24 protein-coding genes and 1 tRNA gene are annotated in these 25,236 nt (G+C 68.3%); 7 read left to right on the forward strand and 18 right to left on the reverse strand.

Annotated features, from left to right (window positions below):
• Positions 1-98: 98 nt before the first annotated feature.
• From cysC to E6G92_02540, 10 genes are all read right to left on the reverse strand, one after another.
• Entirely contained in the window at positions 99-1,901 is a 1,803-nt protein-coding gene (gene cysC, locus E6G92_02495; protein ID TMJ18731.1) for an adenylyl-sulfate kinase, read from the reverse strand.
• Positions 1,901-2,800 (reverse strand): sulfate adenylyltransferase subunit CysD, encoded by a 900-nt coding sequence (gene cysD, locus E6G92_02500; protein ID TMJ18732.1) that lies wholly within the window; start codon positions 2,798-2,800, stop codon positions 1,901-1,903. Before cysD ends, cysC begins: the two co-directional genes overlap by 1 nt.
• Positions 2,801-2,985: 185 nt before the next feature.
• On the reverse strand, positions 2,986-3,981 hold the full coding sequence (gene virB11 / locus E6G92_02505; GenBank protein ID TMJ18733.1) for a P-type DNA transfer ATPase VirB11: 996 nt from the start codon (positions 3,979-3,981) through the stop codon (positions 2,986-2,988).
• Positions 3,978-4,643, reverse strand: coding sequence for a TrbI/VirB10 family protein (locus E6G92_02510; protein ID TMJ20663.1), 666 nt, complete (start codon positions 4,641-4,643; stop codon positions 3,978-3,980). Before E6G92_02510 ends, virB11 begins: the two co-directional genes overlap by 4 nt.
• A 479-nt stretch (positions 4,644-5,122) precedes the next feature.
• Complete coding sequence (locus tag E6G92_02515; GenBank protein ID TMJ18734.1) at positions 5,123-5,845, reverse strand: type VI secretion protein; 723 nt, start codon at positions 5,843-5,845, stop codon at positions 5,123-5,125.
• A 14-nt stretch (positions 5,846-5,859) separates the two neighbouring features.
• Positions 5,860-6,666, reverse strand: a complete 807-nt coding sequence (locus E6G92_02520; GenBank protein TMJ18735.1) for a hypothetical protein — start codon at positions 6,664-6,666, stop codon at positions 5,860-5,862.
• Positions 6,663-7,925, reverse strand: coding sequence for a hypothetical protein (locus E6G92_02525; protein TMJ18736.1), 1,263 nt, complete (start codon positions 7,923-7,925; stop codon positions 6,663-6,665). The genes E6G92_02520 and E6G92_02525 overlap by 4 nt, the downstream gene beginning before the upstream one ends.
• Positions 7,922-10,294: a VirB4 family type IV secretion/conjugal transfer ATPase gene (locus tag E6G92_02530; GenBank protein ID TMJ18737.1), complete on the reverse strand. Its 2,373-nt coding sequence runs from the start codon at positions 10,292-10,294 to the stop codon at positions 7,922-7,924. Before E6G92_02530 ends, E6G92_02525 begins: the two co-directional genes overlap by 4 nt.
• Complete coding sequence (locus E6G92_02535) at positions 10,273-10,557, reverse strand: type VI secretion protein (GenBank protein TMJ18738.1); 285 nt, start codon at positions 10,555-10,557, stop codon at positions 10,273-10,275. Before E6G92_02535 ends, E6G92_02530 begins: the two co-directional genes overlap by 22 nt.
• A gap of 4 nt (positions 10,558-10,561) precedes the next feature.
• Entirely contained in the window at positions 10,562-10,906 is a 345-nt protein-coding gene (locus E6G92_02540) for a type VI secretion protein (GenBank protein ID TMJ18739.1), read from the reverse strand.
• 148 nt (positions 10,907-11,054) lie between these two features.
• Between E6G92_02540 and E6G92_02545 the strand changes: the two genes are divergently transcribed.
• A tRNA-Arg gene (locus E6G92_02545) sits at positions 11,055-11,131 on the forward strand.
• Positions 11,132-11,154: 23 nt separating this feature from the next.
• Here the strand turns inward: E6G92_02545 and E6G92_02550 are convergent.
• Positions 11,155-13,065, reverse strand: a complete 1,911-nt coding sequence (locus E6G92_02550; protein TMJ18740.1) for a potassium transporter Kup — start codon at positions 13,063-13,065, stop codon at positions 11,155-11,157.
• A gap of 106 nt (positions 13,066-13,171) precedes the next feature.
• Between E6G92_02550 and E6G92_02555 the strand changes: the two genes are divergently transcribed.
• Complete coding sequence (locus E6G92_02555; protein ID TMJ18741.1) at positions 13,172-14,503, forward strand: DUF4118 domain-containing protein; 1,332 nt, start codon at positions 13,172-13,174, stop codon at positions 14,501-14,503.
• A 57-nt stretch (positions 14,504-14,560) separates the two neighbouring features.
• A complete protein-coding gene (locus E6G92_02560) occupies positions 14,561-15,166 on the forward strand; it encodes an isoprenylcysteine carboxylmethyltransferase family protein (protein ID TMJ18742.1) in 606 nt (201 codons plus the stop codon).
• Here E6G92_02560 and nth read toward each other — a convergent pair.
• The 4 genes from nth to E6G92_02580 form a co-directional block, all read right to left on the reverse strand.
• Complete coding sequence (nth, locus tag E6G92_02565; protein TMJ18743.1) at positions 15,163-15,804, reverse strand: endonuclease III; 642 nt, start codon at positions 15,802-15,804, stop codon at positions 15,163-15,165. The two genes, E6G92_02560 and nth, sit on opposite strands and share 4 nt — an antisense overlap.
• Entirely contained in the window at positions 15,801-16,856 is a 1,056-nt protein-coding gene (locus tag E6G92_02570; GenBank protein TMJ18744.1) for a pyridoxal phosphate-dependent aminotransferase, read from the reverse strand. Before E6G92_02570 ends, nth begins: the two co-directional genes overlap by 4 nt.
• On the reverse strand, positions 16,853-18,181 hold the full coding sequence (locus E6G92_02575) for an amino acid permease (protein ID TMJ20664.1): 1,329 nt from the start codon (positions 18,179-18,181) through the stop codon (positions 16,853-16,855). Before E6G92_02575 ends, E6G92_02570 begins: the two co-directional genes overlap by 4 nt.
• A 109-nt stretch (positions 18,182-18,290) precedes the next feature.
• Positions 18,291-19,028 carry a 4-hydroxy-tetrahydrodipicolinate reductase gene (locus E6G92_02580; GenBank protein ID TMJ18745.1) on the reverse strand — a complete coding sequence of 246 codons (738 nt, stop codon included), beginning with the start codon at positions 19,026-19,028 and terminating at the stop codon, positions 18,291-18,293.
• A gap of 121 nt (positions 19,029-19,149) precedes the next feature.
• Between E6G92_02580 and E6G92_02585 the strand changes: the two genes are divergently transcribed.
• A complete protein-coding gene (locus E6G92_02585; GenBank protein ID TMJ18746.1) occupies positions 19,150-19,332 on the forward strand; it encodes a hypothetical protein in 183 nt (60 codons plus the stop codon).
• A gap of 1 nt (position 19,333) precedes the next feature.
• Here E6G92_02585 and E6G92_02590 read toward each other — a convergent pair whose 3' ends face one another.
• Positions 19,334-21,346 (reverse strand): hypothetical protein, encoded by a 2,013-nt coding sequence (locus E6G92_02590; GenBank protein TMJ18747.1) that lies wholly within the window; start codon positions 21,344-21,346, stop codon positions 19,334-19,336.
• A 42-nt stretch (positions 21,347-21,388) separates the two neighbouring features.
• Positions 21,389-23,296, reverse strand: coding sequence for a hypothetical protein (locus tag E6G92_02595; protein TMJ18748.1), 1,908 nt, complete (start codon positions 23,294-23,296; stop codon positions 21,389-21,391).
• Here E6G92_02595 and E6G92_02600 point away from each other — a divergent pair.
• The 3 genes from E6G92_02600 to E6G92_02610 are packed head-to-tail and all read left to right on the forward strand — an operon-like array spanning position 23,247 to position 24,822.
• Positions 23,247-23,744, forward strand: coding sequence for a hypothetical protein (locus E6G92_02600; protein TMJ18749.1), 498 nt, complete (start codon positions 23,247-23,249; stop codon positions 23,742-23,744). The genes E6G92_02595 and E6G92_02600 overlap by 50 nt on opposite strands.
• Positions 23,745-23,783: 39 nt before the next feature.
• Positions 23,784-24,494: an NAD-dependent deacylase gene (locus E6G92_02605; protein ID TMJ18750.1), complete on the forward strand. Its 711-nt coding sequence runs from the start codon at positions 23,784-23,786 to the stop codon at positions 24,492-24,494.
• Complete coding sequence (locus E6G92_02610) at positions 24,481-24,822, forward strand: GFA family protein (protein ID TMJ18751.1); 342 nt, start codon at positions 24,481-24,483, stop codon at positions 24,820-24,822. The genes E6G92_02605 and E6G92_02610 overlap by 14 nt, the downstream gene beginning before the upstream one ends.
• Positions 24,823-24,887: 65 nt before the next feature.
• Here E6G92_02610 and E6G92_02615 read toward each other — a convergent pair whose 3' ends face one another.
• A complete protein-coding gene (locus tag E6G92_02615) occupies positions 24,888-25,181 on the reverse strand; it encodes a GIY-YIG nuclease family protein (GenBank protein TMJ18752.1) in 294 nt (97 codons plus the stop codon).
• Between the last annotated feature and the right edge of the window lie 55 nt (positions 25,182-25,236).

A 25,236-nucleotide genomic window follows, 5' to 3' on the forward strand; every position in this document is an offset into this window, starting at 1 on the left:
TGGACATAAACCCCCCAGCGGCGATTCCGCAGCCGCTAAGTGGCTCGATTAGATAGCTAAATTCGAACGGTCAACACGCCGCGCAAGAAGAACTGTGGTTATTTCGCGTCCGTTATTGTCTCAAGCCGGTCGAGATAGCGGACGATCTGGTCCGCGGCGGCCTCAGCGTCCATCGTCAAAGTATCGATGCAGATCTCGGGCGCCTCCGGCGTTTCGTAAGGCGAATCCACACCCGTGAAATTGGCGAGCTTGCCGGCGCGCGCCTTCCTGTAGAGGCCCTTGGTGTCGCGCCGCTCGGCCTCGACGAGCGGCGTGTCGACGAAGATCTCGACGAAGTCGCCTTCGGGGACGAGCTCGCGCACCATCGCGCGCTCGGCGCGGAAGGGGCTGATGAAGGCGGTGAGGACGATCAGGCCCGCGTCCATCATCAGCTTCGCCGCCTCGCCGGCGCGGCGGATATTCTCGACCCGGTCGGCGGCGGTGAAGCCGAGATCCTTGTTGAGGCCGAGGCGGACATTGTCGCCGTCGAGGAGGAAGGTGTGCCGCCCGCGCGCGTGCAGCTTTGCTTCGACGAGGTTGGCGATGGTCGATTTGCCGGCGCCGCTGAGGCCGGTGAACCAGAGCAGCTTCGGCCTCTGCTGCTTCAGCGCCGCGCGGCGGGCGGCGGTGACGGAAAGGCTCTGCTCATGGACGTTCTCGGACCGGCGCAGCGCGAAATTGACCAGGCCCGCGGCAAGGGTCGCGCCGCTGATCCGGTCGATCAGGATGAAGCCGCCGAGCGCGCGGCTCTTTTCATAAGGCTCGAAGGCGATCGGCCGCCCCGTCCATATATTCGCGACGCCGATCTCGTTGAGTTCCAGGGTCTTGGCTGCGAGCTCCTCCAGTGTGTCTATTGCGAGCTTGTGCTTGGGCTCGTGAACGGTGGCGGGGACCGATTGGGTGGCGAGCTTGAGCAGATATTGGCGGCCGGGGAGCAAGGGCTCCTCGCTCATCCAGATGATCGTCGCTTCGAACTGGTCGGCGACCGGCGGCGGCGCCTGGGCGGCGGCGAGCATGTCACCGCGGGCGCAATCGACCTCGCGTGAAAGGGCGATGGCGACCGCCTTGCCTTCGCCCGCTTCGGCCAGATCGCCGTCCATCGTGACGATCCGCGCAACCTCGGCCGGCGTCCCGGCGGGCATGACGAGCAGCTTGTCGCCGGGCTTCACCGAGCCCGCGGCGACGGTTCCGGCATAGAGCCGCGATCCCTCGCGGATGACGCTTTGCACCGGCATCCGGAAGGGGAGGGTCTCGCCGGTTCCGGCGCGGGCCTCTTCCAGACAGGAAAGGAGCGTGGGACCCTCATGCCAGGGCATCTTCTCCGACAGCCGCGCCACATTGTCGCCGCTGAGGGCACACACCGGAATGGCGGTGACCTGCTCGATCCCGATCCCCTCGGCGAAAGCAAGGAATTCGTCGCGGATCGCCGCGAACGCGGCCCGATCGAAGCCGGCCAGATCCATCTTGTTCACCGCCAGGACGAACTGGCGAATGCCCAGCAGCCGCGCGATGCGCGCGTGGCGGCGGGTCTGGGTCAGCATGCCCTTGCGCGCGTCGATCAGCACCACGGCGAGATCGGCGTTCGACGCGCCGGTGGCCATGTTGCGCGTGTACTGCTCATGGCCCGGCGTGTCGGCGAGGATGAAGCGGCGCTTCTCGGTCGCGAAATAGAGATAGGCGACGTCGATCGTGATGCCCTGCTCGCGCTCCGCCTCGAGCCCGTCGGCGAGCAGCGAGAAATCCTCGATTCCCTCGCGCTTGTCCTTCGCGACCGCTCCGCAATCGAACAGCAGCCGGCCGATCAACGTGGACTTGCCGTCGTCGACCGACCCGCAGGTGAGGAAGCGCAGGAGGGGCAGCATCAAAAGTAGCCCTCGCGCTTCTTGCGTTCCATCGACGCCTTCTGGTCGCGGTCGATCAGGCGGCCGACGCGCTCGGACGTGCCCTCGCGCACAAGCTCGGCGAGGATCGCCTCGATGCTGTCCGCGTCGCTCTCGACCGCACCGGTGAGCGGCCAGCAGCCGACCGTCCGCACGCGCACCCGCCGTACCACGCCCTCGCGCCCGTCGTCGGCGATGAGCAGGGTCCCGTCCTGGACGATCGTCGTCCGCTCGGCGGCGAAATAGAGCGAGGCGACCTCGATCTTCTGCGCGGCGACGTAGGTCCAGATGTCCGCCTCGGTCCAATCGGAGAGCGGAAAAATGCGGAGGGTTTCGCCCGGCCCGAGCCGGCCGTTGTAGAGCCGCCACAATTCGGGCCGCTGGCGCTTGGGGTCCCAGACGTGCCCGGCCGAGCGGATCGAGAAGACTCGTTCCTTGGCCCGGCTCATCTCCTCGTCGCGCCGGGCGCCGCCGAAGGCGACGTCGAACCGGCCGGAGTCGAGCGCCTGCCTGAGGCCTGCGGTCTTCCACATTTCGGTGTGCAAAGTCGCGCCGTGATCGAACGGGTTGATGCCGCGCGCCTCGGCCTCCGGATTGCGGTGGACGATCAGGCTCATCCCGGCCTGTGCGGCGAGGGAATCGCGGAGGCGATAGAGCTCGCGGAATTTCCACCGGGTGTCGACGTGGAGGAGGGGGAAGGGCGGCCGGGCGGGGAAGAAGGCCTTGCGCGCGAGGTGCAGCATGACGCAGCTGTCCTTGCCGCCGGAGAAGAGCATCACCGGCCGCTCCGCTTCGGCCACGCCCTCGCGGATGATCTGGATCGCCTCGGCCTCCAGCCGATCGAGATGCGCGTCGCTCAACTTAGGGCTCCCCGTCGGCATGGGTGAAGCACGTGCCGGGGGAGCGGCGTGCTCGTCAACCGCCAATGCGCTGTCCAGCCCGATCGCCCAAGACGGAATCCGTCATTGCGAGGAGCGGAGCGACGAAGCAATCCAGCGGGCCTCGAAAGCAGCACTGGATTGCTTCGCTACGCTCGCAATGACGGAGTGGTTCCGACCGATCACGCTCAATCGCTCAGCACGATCTCGGCTATCCGCCGCCGCCCGGCGATCCGCTCAAGCTGGACGAAGACGTCGACGGTGCTGCGCACGTAATGGCGGATGTCGTCGCGGTTGAGCTGGGTGCCGGCCTGGAGCGCGAGCAGAACGATCTGCTCGATCGCCCGCTCGGCGCTGTCGGCGTGGACGGTGGTCATCGAGCCCGGATGGCCGGTGTTGACGGCGCGAAGGAAAGCATAGGCCTCGTCGCCGCGAAGCTCGCCGAGGATGATTCGGTCCGGGCGCATGCGCAGCGACGCCCCGAGCAGGTCGTTCGCCGTCACCTGCGCCTCGCCGAGCGCGCTTCGCGCCGCGAGAAGGCCGACCATGTTTTCGTGCCGGGTCTGAAGCTCCGGCGTGTCCTCGATCAGGATCAGGCGCTCCGAGTCCGGGACTTCGCGCAGAAGGGCGTTGAGGAAGGTGGTCTTGCCGGTGGAGGTTCCGCCAGAGACGAGGATATTCTTGCGGCCGCGCACCGCTGCGGCGAGCATTCCGGCATAATCTCCGGCCTCGAGCTGGTTGGCGAGCGCCCGGTCGGCGTCCGATCGCTCGAGCGACTGGCGCGCGCGGGTCTCGCCGAAGGCCCCGGCGGCGACATAATCCTCGAGCGCCAGATCGGGCGAGACGTGCTTGCGGATGGCCAGCGCGATATGGCCGCGGGTCGCCGGGGGGATGACGATCTGCACCCGGGCGCCGTCTGGCAAAGTGGCCGAAAGCAGCGGATGCTCGCGGCTGATCCCCTGGTGGGTAAGCGCGGCGACCTGGCGCGCGAGGCGGGCGAGGGTGGCTTCGGTAAGGCCCGGCGCCTCGTGCCGCTCGATCGCTCCGCCGGTCGATTCGACCCAGATTTCGCCGGGCCCGTTGACGTAGATGTCGGTCACGTCGGCCCGCGCCAGGACTCCGGTCAGCGGGGCGAGGTAAGAGCGAAGATAGACCCGCTCGTCGAGCGCGGCCGCGGCGCTCACCGCCTCGCTCCGGCGCCGGTGAAATCGAGGTCTCGGGCGACGAAGATGCTGATGCTCGTTCCGGGCCGGACGGTGAGCGTCGGCGTGATCTGCTGCTGCTGGACGATCTGGGGGGTGGCGCTCTGGAAGGCGCCCGGGACGAACAGTACGCCGCTATTGTCGGCGCTCGATGCGGCGAGGGCGACTCCGATGTCGAGCGCGGACTGGAGGATCGCGCCGGCGAAGCGCTGGAAGAAATGGGTGTTCACGCTGGCGCGAATGCCGGCGCGTCCGAGCGGATCGCCGGCGGGCGAGCCGATCGAGATGGTCGTTCCATCCGGGCGGATCAGGCGAAACCAGTTGACCATCGCCCGGTTCTGGCCGGGCTGAACCTCCGACTGATATTCCCCGATCAGCCGGCTTCCCCGGGGTATCAGCACCCGGGTGCCGTCGAAGCCGCGAACGTCGCGTGAGACGATCGCCCGCGCCATGCCGGCCCGGGTCGAATCGAGCGCGGTTTCGAGCACGGCCGGAATCACCGTGCCCTGGGCGACCGTAGTGGTGCGATTGGCGAGCACGCCGGCGCGAGTCCGCGTTCCGGCGACGGCCATGGCGGTGGGAGCAGGCACGTTGGCGGCGCCCTCGCCCGATGCGGCCGCCGGAGCACCCTCGGCCGCCGCCATGGCCTGTGTGCCGGCGTCATAAACCAAAGTCGGCGTGTTCCCGCCCCTCTGCGGCGGCGGCGGCGCCTCCGGCTGGGGCGCCATCGGAACCGGCACCTGCTGAGTCACGTAAACGATCCGCGGCGGTGCTGGCGGAGGCGGCGCTGGAGTCTGGACGCGGGCCACGACGGGATTGATCAGCAGCGGCGCAGGCGGCGCCGCCGGCGGCACGTACAAAGGCGGGGGCGGGGCGGCGAGCGCAATCCGGTCGGCGGCGCGCTCGCGAGTCGATGGCGCGCTCAAGGAGCGCCGACGGGCATCGAGGACGCTGAACAGCAGCACCGCGGCGACCGCCACCGCGATCACGAAGAACAAAGGCGAAGGCCCGCCGCGGGGAAGCGGCACGACCGGTTTGACGCTTGCCTCGCTCGCGACTCCAGCCTCGCCCGGTGGCGCGGGCGCGATGCGCGGATCCGTCCCGGTGGTCGGCCGCCGCGCCATCAGGGCCGTCCCCTTTCCTCGACCCGCTCGGCGCGGGCGACGTCGCGATCGATTCGGAAGACCAGCCGGTGGACGACCGCGTCGATGACGAACAGATCGTCGCGCATCATCCCGTTGACGATCGATTCCTGTCCGCGCTCGTCGATCGCGTAGACCGCGGGCAGCGAGCGGTCCCGCGGCCATTCGATATAGGTGTGGATTCCGTCGTCGCTGATCCGGCTCGGGCGAAGCGCGCGCGCACCGCTCAGGCGATAGCGGCCGGCGACCGCCCCGGCGGGATCGGCCTCGGCCGTCGCATTGGCGCCGGGATAGGTGAAGCGGAGCACATAGGGTCCGCCCGGCGAGCCCGGTCCCAGGTCGAACGTGTAGGTGCGGGCGCTGGTCACGACGGTGAGGTTGGTGGCGAGGCCGCTCTGGAGCGGCTTGATGAAGATTCGGTCGCCGCTGTGGTTGGGAGTGACCTGCCAGGCGGCGCTGTCGCCGACGGCGACGCTCTCGATCCGCTCGTCGGCGGCGAACTCGACCATCAGCTGATAGCCGCCGGCGACCTGGATCGGAATCACCTGGTCTTCATGATATTCGACTGACTGGATGCGCGAATCCAGCGGCAGGGGCGGCCCGGACGGCCCGGACGGCCCGGGAGGCGCGAAGGCCGGCGCCTCGGGCTGAGGCCCGGCCTGGGGCTGCGGCTGCTGCTCCGCCTGGGCGAGCATCGCGATCAAGGCGAGGAGAAGGGTCAGAGCTCGGGCTCCGGCTGGGGCGGCTGCTGGGGCCGGGAGGGAGGAGTCTGGACCGTGACGGTCGGGCCGGGCACGACCTGGACTTGCGACACGACGGCCGGCGGCGCGGGCTGCTCCTGCGGCGGAAGCGCTTCGGGGTTGCGCTGGTAGCGCACGACCTCGAAGCCGAGCGGGTTGATGAACCGGTCCTCGATCCGCATCGGCTCGCCGGAATAGCGATAGCGGATCACCGCCACCCAGGCGCTTGGCGGCCCGAGCTGGCCGCCGACGTCGCGCCGCCGAGTCTCGAAGCGGACCATCGCCACGTCCCGCCCCACCGGCGACACGCTCTTGATCCGGGTGTCGATCACGGTCGTCCGGGGATAACGGGCGAGCGGGCTGTCGGGGTTGGAAACCTGCGAGCCGGCGACATATTCGGCGCGCGCGCGGCCGCCCGACCAGAGCGCCACCTTGTGGTAGTTTTCCTGGAGCGAGTCGATGTCGAAGCTCTCGCGCGCAATGACATATTGGACGAGGAAGGACTGGGTCAGCGCGCGGTCCGGCGCGATCCGCTCGACGTCGAGCGGCTTCAGCGCCTGGACGAAGCCGGTCTGCCGGTCGACCAGCAGGGTGTAGGGCTCGACCGTCTTCAGGGGCATCAGGATAATCAGTGCGAAAGCTTCGAGCACGGCGATGAGCGCCGCGCCGAAGGCCACTCGCCATGCCGTGCGGCGCGACACCTGGAGGGCGTCGACCCGATCGTGGGCCCAGCTGTCCGCCTCGACATAATAAGCGTTGAGCGCTTCGCGAGTCTGCTTTTTCATCGGACGATGTCCCGTCTGCCCGCCGTCGCCGAGACGCGGGTGGTGGTGCGGCGCCGGAAGCTCTGGCCGAGCGGCGCCGGGGCAGGCGCGGCGAGATCTTGCGGCCTGCCCTGCGGATGGATTCGCCGCCCCGGCTCGCCCGCAGGCCCGGCGGCGGCGAGGGCCGCGGCCGGCGTTCCCGCTTCGCGTCGCTGGGCGGCGGTGACGGCGTCGACGATCGCGGCGGCGCGCGCGCGGCCCTCAAGCTGGTTCTCGCGCGCGCTCTGGGAGAGGCCGGCAAGCTGCGGCTGAAGGGCCCTCAGCTCGTTGAGCGCCTGGGTCGGAACAAGGCGCCAGAAGGCGGCCATCCTGAATCCCATGGCGACGCGCGCCGCTCCGTAGAGCACGCCGGCGAGCACGAAGGCCATCAGCAGCGTGGCGACGAACAATTCGGCCGCGGCGCCCGGAATCGGCATTTCGGCATAGCGACGCGAGAGCAGATCGGCGAGCCAGGGCTCAAGCAGCGCCAGCTCGACTCCGAGCACGACCGCGAGGCCGGCCGCGCCGAGCGCGGCCCCGGCCAGCACCCTGAGCCAGCCTTCGAACAGGCCGCGAGTCCCGTCGAACAGAAGGAAGGCGATGAAGAAAGGCCCCAGCGCGAGGAGCAGGCCCGCAAGCAGGCGGACGAGCGCCAGCGATCCGAGCGCTCCGGTGAGGTAGGCGATCCGCGACCAGCCGAGCGCCCAGCTGTCGAAGCCGGGGAACATCTCCGGAGTCGCGCCCTGGACGGCGACCGGAAGCCCGCCGGGCTGGCCTGGCCGGGCGGCGGGCGCGATCATCCGGCCCGTCCCCTCGACCGCCAGAAGCTCGAACATCCGGTCGGCATTGGCCAGGCGGTCGACCAAGCCGCCGGCGGAGCCCGGCAGAGCGGCGGGGCGGCCGACGTCGCCGGCAAGCTCGGCAGGCCCGTGCATCGCGACGTCGTAGACCAGCGTCCGATAGGCGTTCCAGCCGGTCGCCAGCGCGAGAACGATTCCGATCTTGACCAGAGCGAGCACGCCGTCGCGAACGGTCGGAGTCTGGCCGAACAGCATCCGGTAGCCGATCAGGGCGACGAACAGGGTGAGCAGGCCGGTCAGCATCAGCGAGAGGGCGGACCCGGGGGACGACAGGGCCTGATAGCCCCCCGCGCCGATCGCCTGCGCCTGGCAATCGACGAAATCGAGGATCCGCCGGACGAAGGCGGCGCCCGAGGGGGCTGCTGGGCAGACCGCGATCATGCCCGCTCCATCAGCCGCGGAATCCACAGCTCCGGATCGTCGCCGGTCTCGGCGCGGATCTCGTCGAGCAGCCGCACGGTGCGCTCGCGCCCGGAAAGGATGGTGAGGATCCGGTCCTCGCCGCTGAGGTTGAGCCGGGCGACGACGCTTTCCGCGCCGTGCTTGATCAGGAAGCAATGCGCGCTGTCTGGAAGCGAGCGGACCAGATCGAACTCGTGCGGGGTGAGGCCGAAGCCTTCGATATAGTCGGCGGCGCGCGCCTTGGGATTGGCCATGAAGATCTGGGTCGCCGCCTGCTCGATGATCGCGCTGGCGATTCGGCTTTCGAGCGCGTCCTGGGCGCTCTGCGTTGCGAAGGCGACGATCCCGTTCCTCTTGCGGATCGTCTTCTCCCAATCCTTGATCCGGCGAACGAAGACGTCGTCGTCGAGCGCCTTCCAGCCCTCGTCGACGACGATGATCGCCGCCGTCCCGTCGAGCCGCTCCTCGACCCGGTGGAACAGGTACATCATCGCCGGGGTGCGCATCGCGGGATCGTCGAGGATCGAAGTAATGTCGAAGCCGACCGCCTCGGCCGAGAGGTCGATCCTGTCGCGCTCGTTGTCGAACAGCCAGGCGCGCTCGCCGTCGCCCCACCAGGGCCGGAGGCGCGACCACAGGTCGCCCGCATGGGGCCGCGCCGCGCCTCGGAACAGCTCGGCCAGATGGCGAAGGCGGCGGTGCTCGACGGGTTGCTGGAAATTGGCGTCGACCGCGTCCTTGATCCGAGCCACCTCGTCGATGTCCGCCCCGCCGGCGAGCAGGGTGACCCAGTCGATCAGGAACTGGCGGTTGACCGGCGCGTCGTCGAGCTGGAGCGGATTGAGCCCGGACGGGACTCCGGGGCGCAGCAGGTCGTAGCGGCCGCCGATCGCCCGGATGAACAATTCGGCGCCGCGGTCCTTGTCGAAGAAGGTGATTCGCGGGCGGAACTTGCGCGCCTGGGCGAGCAGGAAGTTGAGCACCACGGTCTTGCCCGAGCCCGACGGCCCGATCACCGTGAAATTGCCCAGGTCGCCCTGGTGGAAGTTGAAGTAATAAGGGCCGGCGGCGGTGGTCTCGAGCAGGGTGACGGCCTCGCCCCACAGGTTGCCGTCGGCCTGGCCGAGCGGGAAGTTGTGGCCGCTGGCGAGGCCCGCGAAATTGCCCGTGGAGACCAGGCCGCGGCGGGCGATATATTTGAAATTGCCCGGAAACTGCGCCCAGAAGGCGGGCTCGATGGCGATCTCCTCGCGCACGGTGTTGATCCCGAGATCGGCGAGCGCCGCCTGCGCCTCGGCGACGCCCTCGTCGACCTGCGCGGGCGTGTCGCCGCGGATCGCGATCGTCATGTGATGCTCGCCGAAGCCGGCGCGGCCGGCGGCGACCTCGTCCTTGGCGCTGGAAAGATCGGCGCGAAGGCTGACGGCCTCATCCTCGGCCGAGCGCATCCGCCTCAGCGCGAGGTTCATCCGCCCGAGCGCCGCCTGCCGCTCGACGAAGCCGAAGCTTTGCGAGACGGTCAGCTCGAAGGGCAGGCGAAGCAGCTCGTCGAGCATTCCGGGCGCGGTCTGGCCGGGATAGTCTTTGATCGAGACGAGGCCGAGGAAGCTTCGCTCCTGATTGGCGCACGGGCCGAGCTCCACGGTCTCCTGCCCGAAGCTGACCCGGCGATAGGGGAGGTAGGCGCCCAGATCCTGCATCGGCATCAGCACCGGGCGCATCTCGCCATTGTAGAGCGCGGAGAGGAATTCGAGCGGCTCGGAGCAGAAGCCCTGCGGCGTTTCATAGGCGCCGAGCAGCCGCGGCGCGTAGCTGCCGAGCGCGGCGATCAGCGCGTCGCGGGCGACGTCGAGCTGGCGCACCTCGTAGGCGCTGCCGGTCTCGGCTTCGGCGGGACCGCGGCCGAACAGGCCGCCCAGCCGGTCGAACGCGCCGACCCGGCCCTGCAGCGGCCGGCGGATCAGCGTCAGGAACAGATCGTTGATGTAGAGCCGCTTGGTCGAGAGGCGCGCCCGCCACATGGCGTCGAGCTCGCGCGAGAAGGGATCGGGATGGTCGGCGGAAAGCTCCGCGCCGATCCGGCGGCGGACGATGTGGTGGTAGAGCGCGAAGCGCGACGAGCCGATCGCCTGAAGCATCGCGTCGCGAAGCCGCTTGCGGTAGTTGATCTCCTCGCTGTCGGCGGTCTCGAACAGCAGGCCGCGCAGATGGATCATCTGCATCAGCATGCCGTCGCGGGTCTCGATCGTGTGATCGTCGACGTGGCGGGCATAGGGGAGGTGGAACCCCGCCGGCCGCTCGCGCGCGACGATCCGCGCCTCGCGGGTCAGGGCCGGTAGGAGTTGCATCGCCAGATCGCGTAATTCTTGACGCGCGGGCAGCGCGAGACCCTGGTCAGCCACAGATCGAAGAAGCGAGGCTCGCGAACGCAGAGCACGGCGCCCACGCCATGGATGACGACGGCCGCGAGCAGCACCCAGGCCGAGCGGAAGACGAGGAACAATTCGGTCGCGATCACCGCATTGGCGATGAAGAAGCTGTAGGTCACGCCCGCGAACATCTGCGGCCGCGTCAACGCGACGAACAAGGTGTCCCGCTCGAGCCCGATCATGGCTCTAGTTTCCGATCGCCGCCGTGGATTGGATGCCGGCCACGATGCTCGCCGCGCCGAACAGGATGAAGCAGCCGAGGATCACGGTCGCCCCGTAGCGCCAGTTGATCCGCCCCGTGAGCATCAGGAAGCCGACCGAGGCCACAGCGATCACCGCGACGACCGTCGCGATCGTCCCGAGCAACGTGCCTTCGAGCCAGCGCACCGCGGCCACGATCACGCCCGAGCCCTGGGGATCGGAGAGAGTGCCGGCGATCGCCGCGCCGGGCCACGCCGCGCTCCACAAGCCCGCGAGCGCCAGCGCGATGCCTCCCCGCCCGCCGGACGCCCGTTTACCACGCAAAAACATCTCGATTCGCCTCCCTGCGCGATTGTGCTCTCTTCCGCCTTCCTTGCCAATAGTTTGCAGGCTCGCGCCGGGTCCCGCTTCGGGCGGGCGCGAAAGATCGGGCTGGCCCGTCCCGATACCCTTTGCTAAGGCGCCGCCTCCAAGGGATGCACCCGTAGCTCAGCTGGATAGAGCGCTGCCCTCCGAAGGCAGAGGCCACAGGTTCGAATCCTGTCGGGTGCGCCATTCTTCCTAGTGCGCCACGCCGCTCATATCCGCAGCTGGCTGCCGAGCTCGATGACTCGGTTGGTGGGCAGCTTGAAGAACTCCATCGCGCTTTCCGAGCTTCGCATCATCCAGGCGAACAGCCGTTCGCGCCACAGCGCCATGCCGGGCTGCTCCTTGGCGGCGATCAGCTTCTGGCGGCCGAGGAAGAAGCTGGTGCTCATCATGTCGAACCTCGCACCGCAGGTCTCGATGCGAACGAGGTCCGCTGGCACGTCGACCTCGTCCATGAAGCCATAATGGAGGACGACTCGGTAGAAGCCCCTCTCGGCGGCATGCACCTCGAGCCGTCCAGCCGGCGGGACGTGCGGCACCTCCTCGACCTTGACGGTCAGGATCAGCACGCGCTCGTGGAGCACCTGATTGTGCTTGAGGTTGTGCAGGAGCGCGGTCGGAATGACATCGGGTGAGGTCGACAGGAAGACCGCCGTGCCGCGCACGCGGTGTAGCGATGCCGCAGACCGGATCATGACGTCGAGCGGGAGCGCGTCCTGCTCGAGCCGCTTGCGCATCAGGGCGCGGCCCGTCGCCCAGGTCGTCAGGACGGTGAATATCACCGCGGCCACGGTGAGCGGGAACCAGCCGCCGTCGGCCACCTTGGTGACGTTGGACGCGAAGAACATGCCGTCGATGAGCGCAAAGAGACCGATCGTGAGCGCTGCGAACAGGCGGTTCCACTTCCACACCGGGAAGATCAGCACCGCGAGCATGATCGTGGTGATGATCATCGTGCCGCTGACCGCGATGCCATAGGCCGAGGCGAGATTGGTCGATTCGCGGAAGCCGAGGACCAGCAGCACGATCATCACCAGCAGGCCCCAGTTGACCGCCGGGATGTAGATCTGGCCAGCCGCCCTGGCACTGGTGTGCTCGGTCCGGAGGCGGGGCAGGAAGCCGAGCTGGACTGCCTGGTGGGTGACGGAGAAGGCGCCCGAGATCACCGCCTGGCTGGCAATGATCGTCGCCGCGGTGGCGATCAGCACCAGCGGCAGCCGCGCCCATTCCGGGGCCATCAGGTAGAAGGGGTTCTCGACCGCGGACGGTGTGCCGAGCAGCAGCGCGCCCTGGCCAAAATAGTTCAGTGTCAGGCAGGGATAGACCAGCCCCAGCCAGGAGAAGCCGATCGCCTTGCGCCCGAAATGACCCATGTCGGCGTAAAGCGTCTCGGCGCCGGTCACCGCGAGGAACACCGAGCCCATGGCGAGGAAAGCGAGGCCGGGATCGTAAGCGAAGAACCGGACGGCCCAATGCGGGCTCAGCGCTTCCAGAATCTCGGGGTGCTTGAGGATGTTCCAGACGCCAAGCACGGCGAGGACGGCAAAATAGAGGAGGACGACCGGCCCGAACATCGCGCCGACCTTCCCGGTGCCACGGGATTGCACCACGAACAGGCCGATCAGGATGACGATCGCCGCCGGCACGACGAGCGGCTGCAGGCTCGATTGGATGACGGTGAGGCCCTCCACCGCCGAAAGGACCGAGATGGCCGGGGTGATCATCGCGTCGCCATAGAAAAGCGCGGCGGCGAGCACGCCCATGATCACCAGGCTGGACGCCCACCGGCTCTCGCCGAGGTTGCGTGCGATGAGGGCGAGCAAGGCGAAGGAGCCGCCCTCGCCCTTGTTGTCGGCGCGCATCGCGACCAGCACATATTTGGCGGTGACGACGAGCATCAGCGACCAGAAGATCAGGCTGAGGACGCCGAATATGTGCAGCGGATCGACCGCCAGCGGATGCGGGCCGATGAAGCTTTCCTTCATCGCGTAGAGCGGCGAGGTGCCGATATCGCCGTAGACGACGCCGATCGCGCCGAGCATCGCGGTGCTCAGCGACTGCTTGTGAATCTCGCTCGGCGCTTCGGCCGGCGCTGCAGCGGGGTGCGTGACAGTGGCCATGGCCGATGCATGTGTGGTCCGGGGGCATAAAGATTCCATGTGGATTCCGGGAGAGGTCGGTGGGTAGGCACTCGACGCGCGGAACCGTACGGCGCACTTAGCGTCCATGGTCGGCCTTCCCGCCAGCAGAGCATCCGCCCCCGCGCAGCTGCGCGGATATGCCGAAGCTGCGCTCATGATCGCGGGATCGACACTCCTCGGCCTCGCGCTCGCGCCGCGATGGGGCAATGCGGCGGTCGACCTGCTCTATTTGCCGGCGGTGATCGCCACGGCGGTGCTTGCCGGTCTATGGCCCGCGCTCTTCGCCGCCATGGTCTCCGCCCTGGCCTACAACTTCTTCTTCACCGAGCCCCACCTCACCTTCCGCATCGACGATCCGAACGACATCGTCACGGTCGTGGTGCTGTTCGCGGTCGCGGCCGTCACCAGCCAGCTCGCCGCATCCGTGCGAAGGCAGGCGCGCATCGCCGAGACCCACGCTGCGCGCAACGCGACCATCGCCGGTCTCGCGCGGCAGCTGCTGACCTGCACGACGGAGAAGGAGGTCGCCGAAGTCAGCACGCACGAGCTGGGCGAGATATTCGACTGCAATGCCGTGCTGGTCGGCGGCACAGCCAGGCCGACCCTTCTTGCCAGCGCGCCGGGGTCGCTTCGTCTGCCGCCGGGGGACATCGCCGTCGCTGCCCTGGTGATCGACCGGGGCGAGCGCGCCGGCCGGGGAGTTAGCCGGGCAGTGCCAACCGAGTGGCAATTCCATCCGTTGACATCCGGGGAAGCCGTGATTGCGGCGATGGGGCTCGCGAGGGACGACGGCGCTCTGCCCATCCGCCCGGACCAGATGCCGCTGCTCGACAATCTGCTCGATCAGACGGCGCTCGCGTTGGAGCGCGGCCGGCTGGAGGCGGAGGCGCATGAGTTCGCCCGCGTGCGGGAGCGCGATGAGGTGCGCACGATGCTGCTCTCGACGATCGGGGAGGATCTCCAGCCCCCGTTGAAGGCGATCCGCGATGCGGTCGAAGCGCTAAGGCGCAGCGGATCGGCCGACAGGGATTTGGTCTCGGTCGTGGGCTCAGAGGCAACGAAGCTCGAGCGCTACCTCTCCAACCTCGTCGATCTGGGTCCGGGGTCCGATCAGGGACCGATCGAGATTGACGGAGTCACGATCGACCTGTTCCGGCGATCGGTGCTCCGGGAAGGCGAGGAGGTCCATCTGACGCCGAAGGAATATGGCTTGCTTGCCGAGCTGGCGAAGCACTCCGGGCGTGTTCTCTCTCACGCCCATCTGCTGCGCACCGTGTGGGGCCCGGCGCAGGAGGGGCAGATCGACTATCTCCGCGTCGCCGTCCGCGCGCTGCGGCAGAAGCTCGAACGCAATCCATCCGCGCCGGAGTTGATCGTCAACGAGCCCGCCGTGGGCTACCGGCTGAAGGCTGGCTGAGGCTGCACGTCCCGCCGTGATCATGCTAGTCTTGCGGCTGAAGGGGGGAAGGCTTCTATGTTCGCATGGGTTCAAGTCCAGCCGGTCGGGCTGCCCGGCCTGATCGCCTTTCTGGCCGGCGCGATGCTGTTCTTCGCCAGCCTTGCCTGGACCCGGATCGGCGCGGCCGGTGCGGACAGGCGGGGCACGACGAAAAAGAGCGGCCTCTCGCGTTGGGGAGTCCTCATCCAGTCGCTCGCCTTCTTCGCGGTGGGCTTCGGCGGTGCCGCCGCCGTGCTTCCGCCGACGAGCCCGCTCGCGATCGGCGAAGCGGTCGCTATCGCGGTGCTGATGCTTCTCGCCGTCGGCCTGTTCGTCGCCGCGGCGCGGGCGATGGGCGCCAATTGGAGCATCGTCGCCCGGATGCGCGAGGGCCACGAGCTGGTCACCGGCGGTGTCTTCGCGCGCATTCGCCACCCGATCTATACCGCGATGGGCTGCTTCCTTCTCGCCATGGCGATCGCCTTCGGCCACGAATACAGCCTGGCCTTCGCGCTTCCCCTGTTCGCGATCGGGACGGCGATCCGCATCCGCGAGGAGGAGAAGCTGCTGCGCGGCGAGTTCGGCGCCGCTTATGACGACTATGCGACCCGGGTGAAGCGGTTCATCCCCGGCGTGATCTAGCCGGGCGCCGGGGTCTTGGGCTTGTAGCGGCACAGATCGCGTACCACGCAGCGCCAGCATTCGGGCCTGCGTGCCTTGCAGACGTAGCGGCCGTGGAGGATTAGGAGGTGGTGAGCGACGAGGCGCCAGGGCGCGGGAGTCTGCCGCTCGAGAATCGCTTCGACCTGCTCGACATTCTTTCCGGCCGCAAGACCGGTTCGGTTCGCGACCCGGAAGACGTGGGTGTCGACCGGGAAGGTCTCAGCGCCGAAGGCGACGTTCATCACCACATTTGCCGTCTTGCGCCCGACCCCCGGCAATGCCTGGAGGGCGTCGCGGTCGGCCGGGACCCGGCCCCCGTGCCGATCGACCAGCGCCTTCGACAAGGCGATCACATTCCTGGCCTTGGTGTTGAACAGGCCGATCGTCCTGATGTGGCGCTTCAGGCCCTCCTCGCCCAGCGCCAGCATCTGCTCCGGCGTCGTTACTTCGCGGAAGAGATCGCGGGTGGCGACGTTGACCCCTGCGTCCGTCGCCTGGGCGGAGAGCACGACCGCCACGAGCAGCGTGTAATCGTTGACCGACTTCAGCTCGGTCTCGGGATCGGGCGTCCGTTCGGCTAGGCGCCGATAGAATTCGGCGATGTCGGCCTTCTTCATGCCAGCTTGTCCAAGGCCGCCCCGAGGCGGGCCAGGCCTTGTTCGACCATCTCGGTCGGCCCGCCGACGCCTACGCGGAAATGGTCCGCGAGGCCGAAGAAGCGTCCAGGGACGATGGCCGTGTCGTAGCGCTCTCGCAGAAGGCCGTGGAGCCGCTCGACATCGCCGCCGAGGAGGCGCGGAAAGGCGGTCACGTTGTGGACCATGGACGCGACCTCGATGTCCGCGCGGCCGACAAAGAAGGCATTGGCGAGTGCGCGATTGCGGGCGAGCAAGGCCGGGGTCTCGGCGGCGATCTCGTCGAGCCGCTCGAGCGCGAGACAGGAGAGCCGCTCGTCGGCGTGGGCTTGGGCGACTCCGAACAACTCGTTGAGGCGCCACATGCGCTCGGCCAGCGCGGGCTCGGCGAGGATCCAGCCGCAGCGCAGGCCCGACAGGCCGTAGACCTTGGTCAGGCTGGAGGTCGTGACGAAGGCATCGCCGAGCAGGACGGCGCTCCGCTGGCCCGGCGCCGCGTCGAGATAGACCTCGTCGATCAGTACGTGCGGGGCGATCTCCGCCAGCGGGAGGAGCAGTTCCGGACTGGCAAGGTTGCCGCTCGGATTGTGGAGGTTGGTGAGGACGATCAGCTTCGTTCGAGGCGTCGCCGCTCTACCGACCGCTCCCGGATCGAGGCGGAATTCCGGGCCTTCACGGACGAAGCGCTTCACCTCGCCGCCGAGGAAGCGGGCGGCGGCGACCATCGGCTCGTAGGCGGGAAGCTCGATCAGCACCTCATCGCCCGGATCGATCAGGGCGGCCATGGCCAGCATGTTGGCCATCGACGTGCCGTCGGCCATCACGACGCATGCCGGATCGACGCCGCATTTGCGCGCGATCGCCTCGCGCAGCGGCGGATAGCGGTAATGGCTGGCGCCGGTGAGATGCAGGTCGGCGATGTCGATCGGGAAGCGGTCGAGCGGGAAATGCGGGACCTCGCTCGACGCCAGATTGTAGCGCGCCGGTGTCTGGGTCTTGGCCCAGTGCATATAGTCCGATTGCCGGGTCCTCATGCGCGGTTCCGCCGGGCCTTCCAGTAGAGGAAGGCCGGGATGCCCGCGAGGAGGATGATGAAGCCGACCGCGCTGTTGGCGAGGTCGTTATAGACCGTCGCGCCGACGATCACCGCGCAGGCGACAACGAAGAGGCCGGTGGTGAAAGGATGGCCCGGCGCCTCGAACCATGCCGTGCCCTTCGCATCCCGGGCGCGGAACACGAACAAGGCCGCGCCGGTCAGCGCGAACCAGATGAAATCGACGGAGACGACGTAGCTCAGAATGGACCCGTAAGTGCCCGACAGGGCAATCAGCACCGCGACAATGCCCTGGAGCAGGATCGCGGCGACCGGGGCATGGGTTTTGGCGTTCACTTTGGCGACCGTGCGGAAGAAGAGGCGATCCTCGGCCATGGCAAAATAGACTCGCGGCGTCGTCAGCATGCCCTGGCTCAGGAAGCCGAGCGCGGAGACGGCGATGCCGAGCGCGATCAGGCTCGCCCCGGTGTCGCCCAAGGCGAGGCGCATGATCGATGTCGCCGGCGTGCGCGTCTCGGCGAGGCCCGTGGGGCCGAGGACGTAGACGCAGGTCAACGCAACCGCGGTGTAGAGCAGGACCACGCCGGCGACTCCGATCAGGACGCCGCGCGCGAGGTCGCGGCGGGGGTCGCGCATCTCGCCCGCGACGAAGCTCGACGTCTGCCAGCCGCCATAAGCGAACATCACCGGCGTCAATGCGGCGCCGATCCCGCCGGCCGCGACGAAGGAGGTGGCGGCCGGCGCCCGGGCTGGGCCGGCGAGGAGCAGGCCGGCGAGGACCAGCGCCGCGATGACTGCGATCTTTAGCACCATTAGGAAGCTCTGCACGTTGCTCCCGGCGCGCACGCCGAGGCAGTTGATCGCGGTCAGCAACGCCAGCACGCCGGCTGCAACCGCGCCGTCCGGCACCGGCAAGGCGACGAGATCGTGGAAGTGGCGGGCGAAGGTGATCGCCACCGCCGCCATCCCGCCCGACTGGATCACCAGCAGCAGCGACCAGCCGTAGAGGAAGGCCGGCATCGGCCCCCAGGCGTCGCGCAGATAGGCATATTGGCCGCCCACTTCGGGCCGCCGCGCGGCGAGCTCGGCGTAGACGAACGCTCCGGCGATCGCCACCGCCCCGCCGATCAGCCAGGCGCCGACGATCAGTCCGGGCGAGGAGACGTGGCGCGCGACCTCGGCGGGGTTGAGGAAAATGCCCGAGCCGACGATCCCGCCCATGACCAGCATGATCGCGTCGAACAGGCCGAGCCGCCGGGCAAGCTGGGGTTCTGCGCCATTTCGCCCGGTCTGATGAGCTTCCATCGTCATTGCGAGCGAAGCGAAGCAATCCAGTGCTGCCGCCGAGTCAGACTGGATTGCTTCGTCGCTACGCTCCTCGCAATGACGGGATAATGATCCATTCGCCTGGTCCTCACAGGCCCAATACGTCCGCCATCGCGTAGCGGCCGGCAGGCTTGTCGGCGAGCCAGAGGGCGGCCTTGACCGCGCCTTTGGCGAAGATGGCGCGGCTTTCGGCGCGGTGGCCGAGCTCGATCCGCTCGCCCTCTCCGGCGAAGATCACCAGGTGATCGCCGGCAACCGACCCGCCGCGCAGCGAAGCGTAATAGATTCCGCCTTCCTCGCGCTCGTGCGGTCCCTCCTGCATTCGGTCGAAGCGATTGTTGGCGGTGGTGCTGCCGGTTTGACGGCCGATATTCGCGGAAGCGCCGAGCAGGAGCGCGGTGCCCGAGGGCGTGTCGCGCTTGTGGCGGTGGTGCATCTCGACGATCTCGATGTCCCATTCGGGGCCGAGGCGCCTTGCCGCTTGCTCCACCAGTGCCCGCAGGAGGTTGACGCCCAGCGAGGTGTTCGCCGTCTGCAGTACGGCGATCCGGTTCGCCGCCTCGTCGATCGCGCGGTGATGCTCCGGGGCGAGCCCGGTGGTGCCGATCACGATCGGCTTGCCCGCTTCGACGGCCGCCTCGAGATGAGCCTGAAGCGCGTCCGGGGCGGTGAAGTCGACGAGAACGTCGCTCGCCGCCGCCAGCGCCGCAAGCGCCTTCTCGTCCGCCCCCCGGTTGACGGCCCCTCCGATGCTCCTGGCCCCCGCGGCGTCGGCGATCGCCCGGCCCATCCGTCCTTCGCCGCCCAGGATTCCGATCGAGGTCATGTGCCGAAGCTCCTTCGCATCGCTTCATGGGCGAGCGGCGCGTTCGCCGCAAGCGCCGGTCCCGGAACGATCCCGCCGGGCGCGGCGTTGTCGGGCGAGGTATCATTGCAGGAGCGAAAAGATGGCCGATGAAAAGGAAGTGATCGTCACGGACGGTGGCGGCGGCGGTGGCGGCGTTCTGATCGCCGTGGTCTTGCTCGTGGCGGTGGTCGTCGTTCTGTTCCTGCTGTTCGGCAGGGGCCTGATGAACGGCAACAACCCGACCGACATCAACGCCGACGTCAAGGTCGAGACGCCGAAGTGAGCTAGCGCGACGCTGGCTGCTCCCTCAAGTGGCGCAGCCAGCGTTGCCGCGCCCATTCGCCGATGAGCGCGTCGGCGGCGCGCTTCTCGCCGCTTCCCGCGGCGAGCGCGGAATAGCGCACCCAGCGCCCGCTGCCGCTGGTCCAGACCGATTCCTCGAAGAGATTGAAGATCGTCCGGTTGCCGGCCGGGTCGACCCAGCCGATCGACCCGGGCCGGTCGAGCGAGCCCAGATACTGGAAGACGGGGACGGGGGAGCGGGCAGGTTGCGGCGCTCCGGCAGCGGTGAGGATGAGGCCGCGCATGTCGGCCAGCCCCATCACCTGCGGCATGGCCACGCCCGGCGCGCTGAGTATGAAGGGGATGCGCGTCTGTTGCTCATTGAGCATGTGGCCGTGGCCCAGGAAGCCGTCGTCGAACAGCGATTCCCCATGATCGGCGGTGACGATCAGCAAGGTGTTGTCGAGCACCCCCAGGCGCCGCAGCCGGGCGATCAGAGCGCCGATCAGCCGGTCGTTATAGGCGATCGCGTTCCAATAGGTGCGCTGGGTCCAGTCGCGGTTGCCGGCGCCGATCTCGCCGCGCGGAATCGGCGTGCCGGCGATCACCTGATCCATCAACGGCTCGGTATAAGGGAAATGGGCCGATTGCAGGTTGAAATAGAGGAAATGCGGACGGTGCCACGCCTCGGGCCGGCCGAGCCGGCGGTCGAACTCGCGAAGGAGGAGCTTGCCGTCGATGATGATCGATCCCTGCGCGGCGAAGCTGAACGCGCGCTCCTCGCGCAAGGTCGCGCCGTCGACGTAGGTCGAGGCGCGCCTGAGGCCGACGAGCTCCGCCGTGCCCCCGAAATTCTCGTCCTGCCCTGAGAAGACTCCCACCTCATAGCCATTGGCCTGGAAGTCGCGGATCAATGACTGGCGGTCGTCGACCGGCGCCAGCTCGCCTGTGAACAGGCTCTGCAGCGAGAAGGTGGTGAAGCCGACGTGGGAATAGGCCGCTTGCGCCCGGCTCCCGCTCGCCGCCAGTGCGTCGAGCGTCGGGGTGAGCGAGCGGCCGTCGATTCGCCGCCCGATCGCATCGGCGCGCGTGCTTTCCAGGACGATCAGGACGACGTTGCGCTTCGCGCCGGCGATGACCGGCGCCGACGCCGTCGCCGCGTTGCCCGAGAAAATGAGGTCGCCGCCGAAGCCGTCCTGGTCGATCCCGTCGCCGGGAATGTCGAGCGCGAACGGGTGGCGGGCGGAGTCGAAGGGCTGGCGGTCGAGCGGGTAGGAGAACCAGCTCCATCCGTCGCGGTCGAAATCGGTCAGCTGGTCGAAAAGGGTTGAAAGGCCGAGCACCGCATTGAAGCGCACCGCCCCCGCGCGCGCATCGTCGACCCGGTTCACCGCGAACAGCAGCAGGCCTGTCGCGGCCAGCGCGGCCACGGCCCGGGCGGCACCGATCCGGTAGCAATCGGGGATTGGCGGCGAATCGCGCCGCCATCGCCGCGAGAAGATCAGCGCTGCGGCATACAACAGCGCTCCGCCGGCCACCGCGATCAGGACCAAGCCGGATTCGCTCAGCGAATAGAGCAAGGCGTCGACCAGGCTGCCGCCGCCGAGATTGCGAACGATCTGGAAGCTCATCGCGTCGCTGAAGAAGGCCAGCGCCTGATATTTGCCGATCAACACCGCTATCGCGCCGCCGCCCATCAGAAAAGCATAATTGAGCACGAACAGCGGCGCCGAGCCGTTTCGTCCATGCAGGCGACGGAGCGCGCGGTAGAGCAGCCAGAAGACCAACGTCTGGCAGGCGAGGATCGCGGCGAGGAAGGCGGCGATCTCGAGCGGCGCGTCGAGCACCTGCGACTGGCCGAAGCCTCCGCCGAACAAGGCATATTTGCGCTCGGCGAGGAGAAGTTCGGCGATCAGCGTGACGAGGATCGTCGCGGGCAGGACCAGGCGCGCCGCCGCGGCCCAGGACGGGCGCAGCGACCAGCGCTTCGCGGGAAGGGCAAGCTCGGCCGACATCGGGCCGTCCTATACGCGCGGAGCCTTAAGATGCGGTTGGCGTCACTTGTCGCCTCGCCGCGGGGCGAAGGAGCTGCGCCCCACCTCGCTGACGCGGCCGCCCCGCGCCGTGCCTTCGACCAGCTCATAGCCGAGCAGGGCGAAGATGCGGTCGCCGATGAAGATCGGCCGCGCATTGCCGTACCAGTCGGCGCAGGAGGCCTGGCAGCCATCGTCGGCATTGCTGCCCGCGACGGTGCTGCCGTTGAGCGCTCCGGCTTCGGAGAGCTTCCCGCCCCGCCGGTTCAGGAAGAGGATGCCGGCGGAATTGCCCTGCGGCTGTCCGCGCCGATCGAGGAAGCGTGCCACCGGCAGGCCGAGCAGGCCGGATCCGTCGCGGGAATCCGGATCGGGCCGGAAGAAGAAGGCATGGCTTCGAGTCTCCCCCTCGCGAGCGTTGGGCAGAAGGAAGGTGTCGGCGATTCGCGGCGTGCCGGCGAGGTCGATCGCGCTGAAGCCCAGCGCCCCCCGGCCGCTGCCGATCGCGATGGCATCGGCGCCAATCGCGTCGAGCCGGTCGACCCCGTGCGGAAGCCCAAGCCGGGTGACTCCATAGTCCGCAAGCGAGACGACCGAGACGGCGCCGGTGATGTCGCCGCTCGCCGTGCCGTAGAGCAGGTGATCGCCGACGAATCGGTTCTGGAAGGACCAAGTGCTTCCTTCCGGCTTGGGCAGGCGGTGATAGGCGCCCCGAGGCGCCTCGCGCGCGCCGCTTCCGAAGGTCGCCATCGGGATGGTCAGCAGGGCCACGTCGCCGCTCGTCACCTCCGGGCTCCACATCGCGTCACCATCCCCCTCGGCGCGGACGACGACGTGAAGCGCGCTTCGCGCCGCGTCGGGATAGAAGGAGAATTGGTCGACCGGCATGCCGCGCGCCTGAAGCGCCGAGGGGCGTGCACCGTCGAACGGGATCCGGTAGACAAAGGCGGTCGATCCGCCATGCTCCTTCCAGGCGTTGCCGATCCACAGATAGATGGCGTTGCCCGAGACGAAGAAGGTCCGCGCGTAGCCGCCGAGGACCACGGTCGAGCCGCAATCGAGCGTGGCGGCGGAAAGGTCGCAGCTGGTCACCGTGTGGAGGGTGGTGATCATCGCGCGGCGGGGGTCGCGCAAGGCGTTCGGCACGTAGAAGCTGGTGGCCCCGGCAGTGCGCCGCCAGGCTCCGCCGCCTTGGGGATTCGGCTGCCATTGGCGGATGGCCGGGAGGTTGCCGAGCACGTCGTCGAAGCCGCGCGCGAGCGGCGAATAGAGGATCAGGCGGTTGCCGATCAGCCGGCTCGCATAGTTGCGCGAGGAATAATAATCGTTGGAGCGGAGCTGGTAGCTGTCCTCGAACGCCAGGCTGCCGTCGGCGCCGAGCCGGAAACGGTTCACCTGCGTGCCGGCACGGTGGTAGGAATAGCCTATCACGACGACCCGATCCCCGGCGATCAGCATCTCGTCATACCAATCGCCCTGAGCGTTCACGCCCGGCGGAAAGGCGTCGATCGCTGCGACCGGCCGAATCGTTCCGCCGGCCAGGCTGACGGTGAAGAGGCGGCCGCGGCGGAGCACCACGAGAATGTCCCCGCGCGCCTTGACGATGTCCCCCTCATCGACCCCGATCACCTGGTTGTTGGTGATGCTGAGCGCGGCGGGCGCGGCCGCGGCGCCCGGAGGCGGCGGAGGCGGAGGCGGCGGGGGAGGGGGCGGCGCCGGAGGCGGCGGGTAAGGCTGGCCGTAGGCCTCCATGTTCTCGCGCCTTTCCTCGGCGACCACCGCGCGCAGGAAATCGCGCAGGGCGCGGTCGCTGGAGAAGGGGGTGAGCGTCGGCGCCTCGGGGCCGCCCTGCGCGATTGCGGGGGCCGGAGACCCTGAAATCATGACGGCGGCGGCCAGCGCCGCAAACCAGAGCCTCGATCTAAAGCGCATCGCCGATCCCCCCGTATCGTTTCGGTTTTATGCGAGCTTAAGCGAGCTTTCCGGGCGGCGCCAGCCGCAAGAAAACCGGCCGTTAACCATCTCCTGCCATGCTGGCTCGATGCAGCCCGATCAACCCGCGCAGTCAAGCCATCACATCGAGGTGCACCGCATCCTGACGGCGCACGCGGCCGCCGACCGCCTGCTGATCGCGCCCGGCGTGGATGGCGAGATCGGTCGCGCGCAGTGCCATTTCGCGAGGCTCGGCGACGACCATGCATTGGGTCTGCTCGCCGAAATCAACATCGCTTTGTTCCGCCTGCGTCACGCGATGCGCGGCGGCGACATGACGGAAGCGGCCGCTCAGCGCGCGACGCTCGACGATCTCGCCCGCGTGTGGCGCCGGCACATGCCCTTGTTCCAGGTCGCCGAGATATTCCCTGCAGAAGGTCGCGCCTGACGCTTCTCCAGACAGCGCTGTTGCGGCTAAGAAAGCGCGATGCGCGAGATTCACAACATCGTGATCCTGACCGGCGCGGGCATTTCCGCCGAGAGCGGGCTGGCGACCTTTCGCGGGCCCGACGGGCTGTGGGAGGGGCACCGGGTCGAGGACGTGGCGACCCCGGAGGCGTTCGCGCGCGATCCCGTGCTGGTCCACCGCTTCTACGACGCGCGGCGCGAAAATCTCGCCCGCGTCGCGCCTAATGCGGCGCACGAGGCGCTGGCGCGGCTCGACGCCTCATGGCCGGGCGAGCTGCTGATCGTCACCCAGAATGTCGACGACCTGCACGAACGGGCGGGAGCGAAAAGGCTGCTCCACATGCACGGCGAGCTCAAGTCCGCCTGGTGCCGCGCCTGCGACGCGCGGATGGCCTGGGAGGGCGGCATGGGCGGTCACGCGCTGTGCCCCGAATGCGGAGTTCCCGGGCAAATGCGGCCCGACATCGTCTGGTTCGGCGAGATGCCCTACGAGATGGAGCGGATCGACCGCGCTCTCATGGACGCGGACCTGTTCGTCTCGATCGGCACCTCCGGCAACGTCTATCCCGCCGCCGGCTTCGTCCAGACCGCGCGCTATGTCGGTGCCCGCACGCTGGAGATGAACCTGGAGCCGAGCCTCGGCTCCTATCTGTTCGACGAGAGCCGGATCGGGAAGGCGGGGGAGCTGGTGCCGGCCTGGGTCGAGGAGGTGCTGGATGATCGAGGGTAGCTGCCATTGCGGCGCGATTCGAATCACCCTGCCGGAGCCGCCAGCAGACCTCGGCAGCTGCAATTGCTCCTTGTGCCGCCGCCTCGGCGGGCTCTGGGGCTATTACCGGCCGGACCAGGTGGGCGTCGCCGATCCCGAGGGGCGGCTCGCCGGCTACGTCCAGGGCGACGAGACCCTGACCACCTGGCATTGCGGGATATGCGGCTGCACCAGCCACTGGTCGCCGCGCGATCCCGCTTACGAGCGGATGGGGGTCAATTTGCGCCTGTTCGATCCGGCCGTGTGGGAATCGCTGCCGCATAGGATGATCGACGGCGCGAGCTGGTAAGGGGTCAGTCCCCAGCTTCGCACTTGGCCGTCATTCCCGCGAAAGCGGGAATCCCGCTTCCTTTCTCACAGGCCGATGAGCTGATCGTACCGGTCAATCCAATCTGGATTGTCCTTCTCGATCAGTTCGATCTTCCAGGCGCGAAGCCATTTCTTGATCGCCTTCTCGCGCGCAATCGCTTCGTCAATTCTCGGATAATGCTCGGCGTGAACGAGGCGGATCGCACCGTATTTCGCGGCGAACTTCGATCCCTTTCCCATCCGGTGCTGGTAGGTCCGTCGCGCCAGATCCGCCGTGACGCCGGTATAGATCGTGCCGCGATAGCGGCTGGCCAGCAGATAGACCCAGCCGCCTCGCATTTTCAGAAGCGGGATTCCCGCTTACGCGGGAATGACGAAAAAGTGAGCATCACGC

Source organism: Alphaproteobacteria bacterium (assembly GCA_005883305.1).
Classification (GTDB): domain Bacteria; phylum Pseudomonadota; class Alphaproteobacteria; order Sphingomonadales; family Sphingomonadaceae; genus Allosphingosinicella.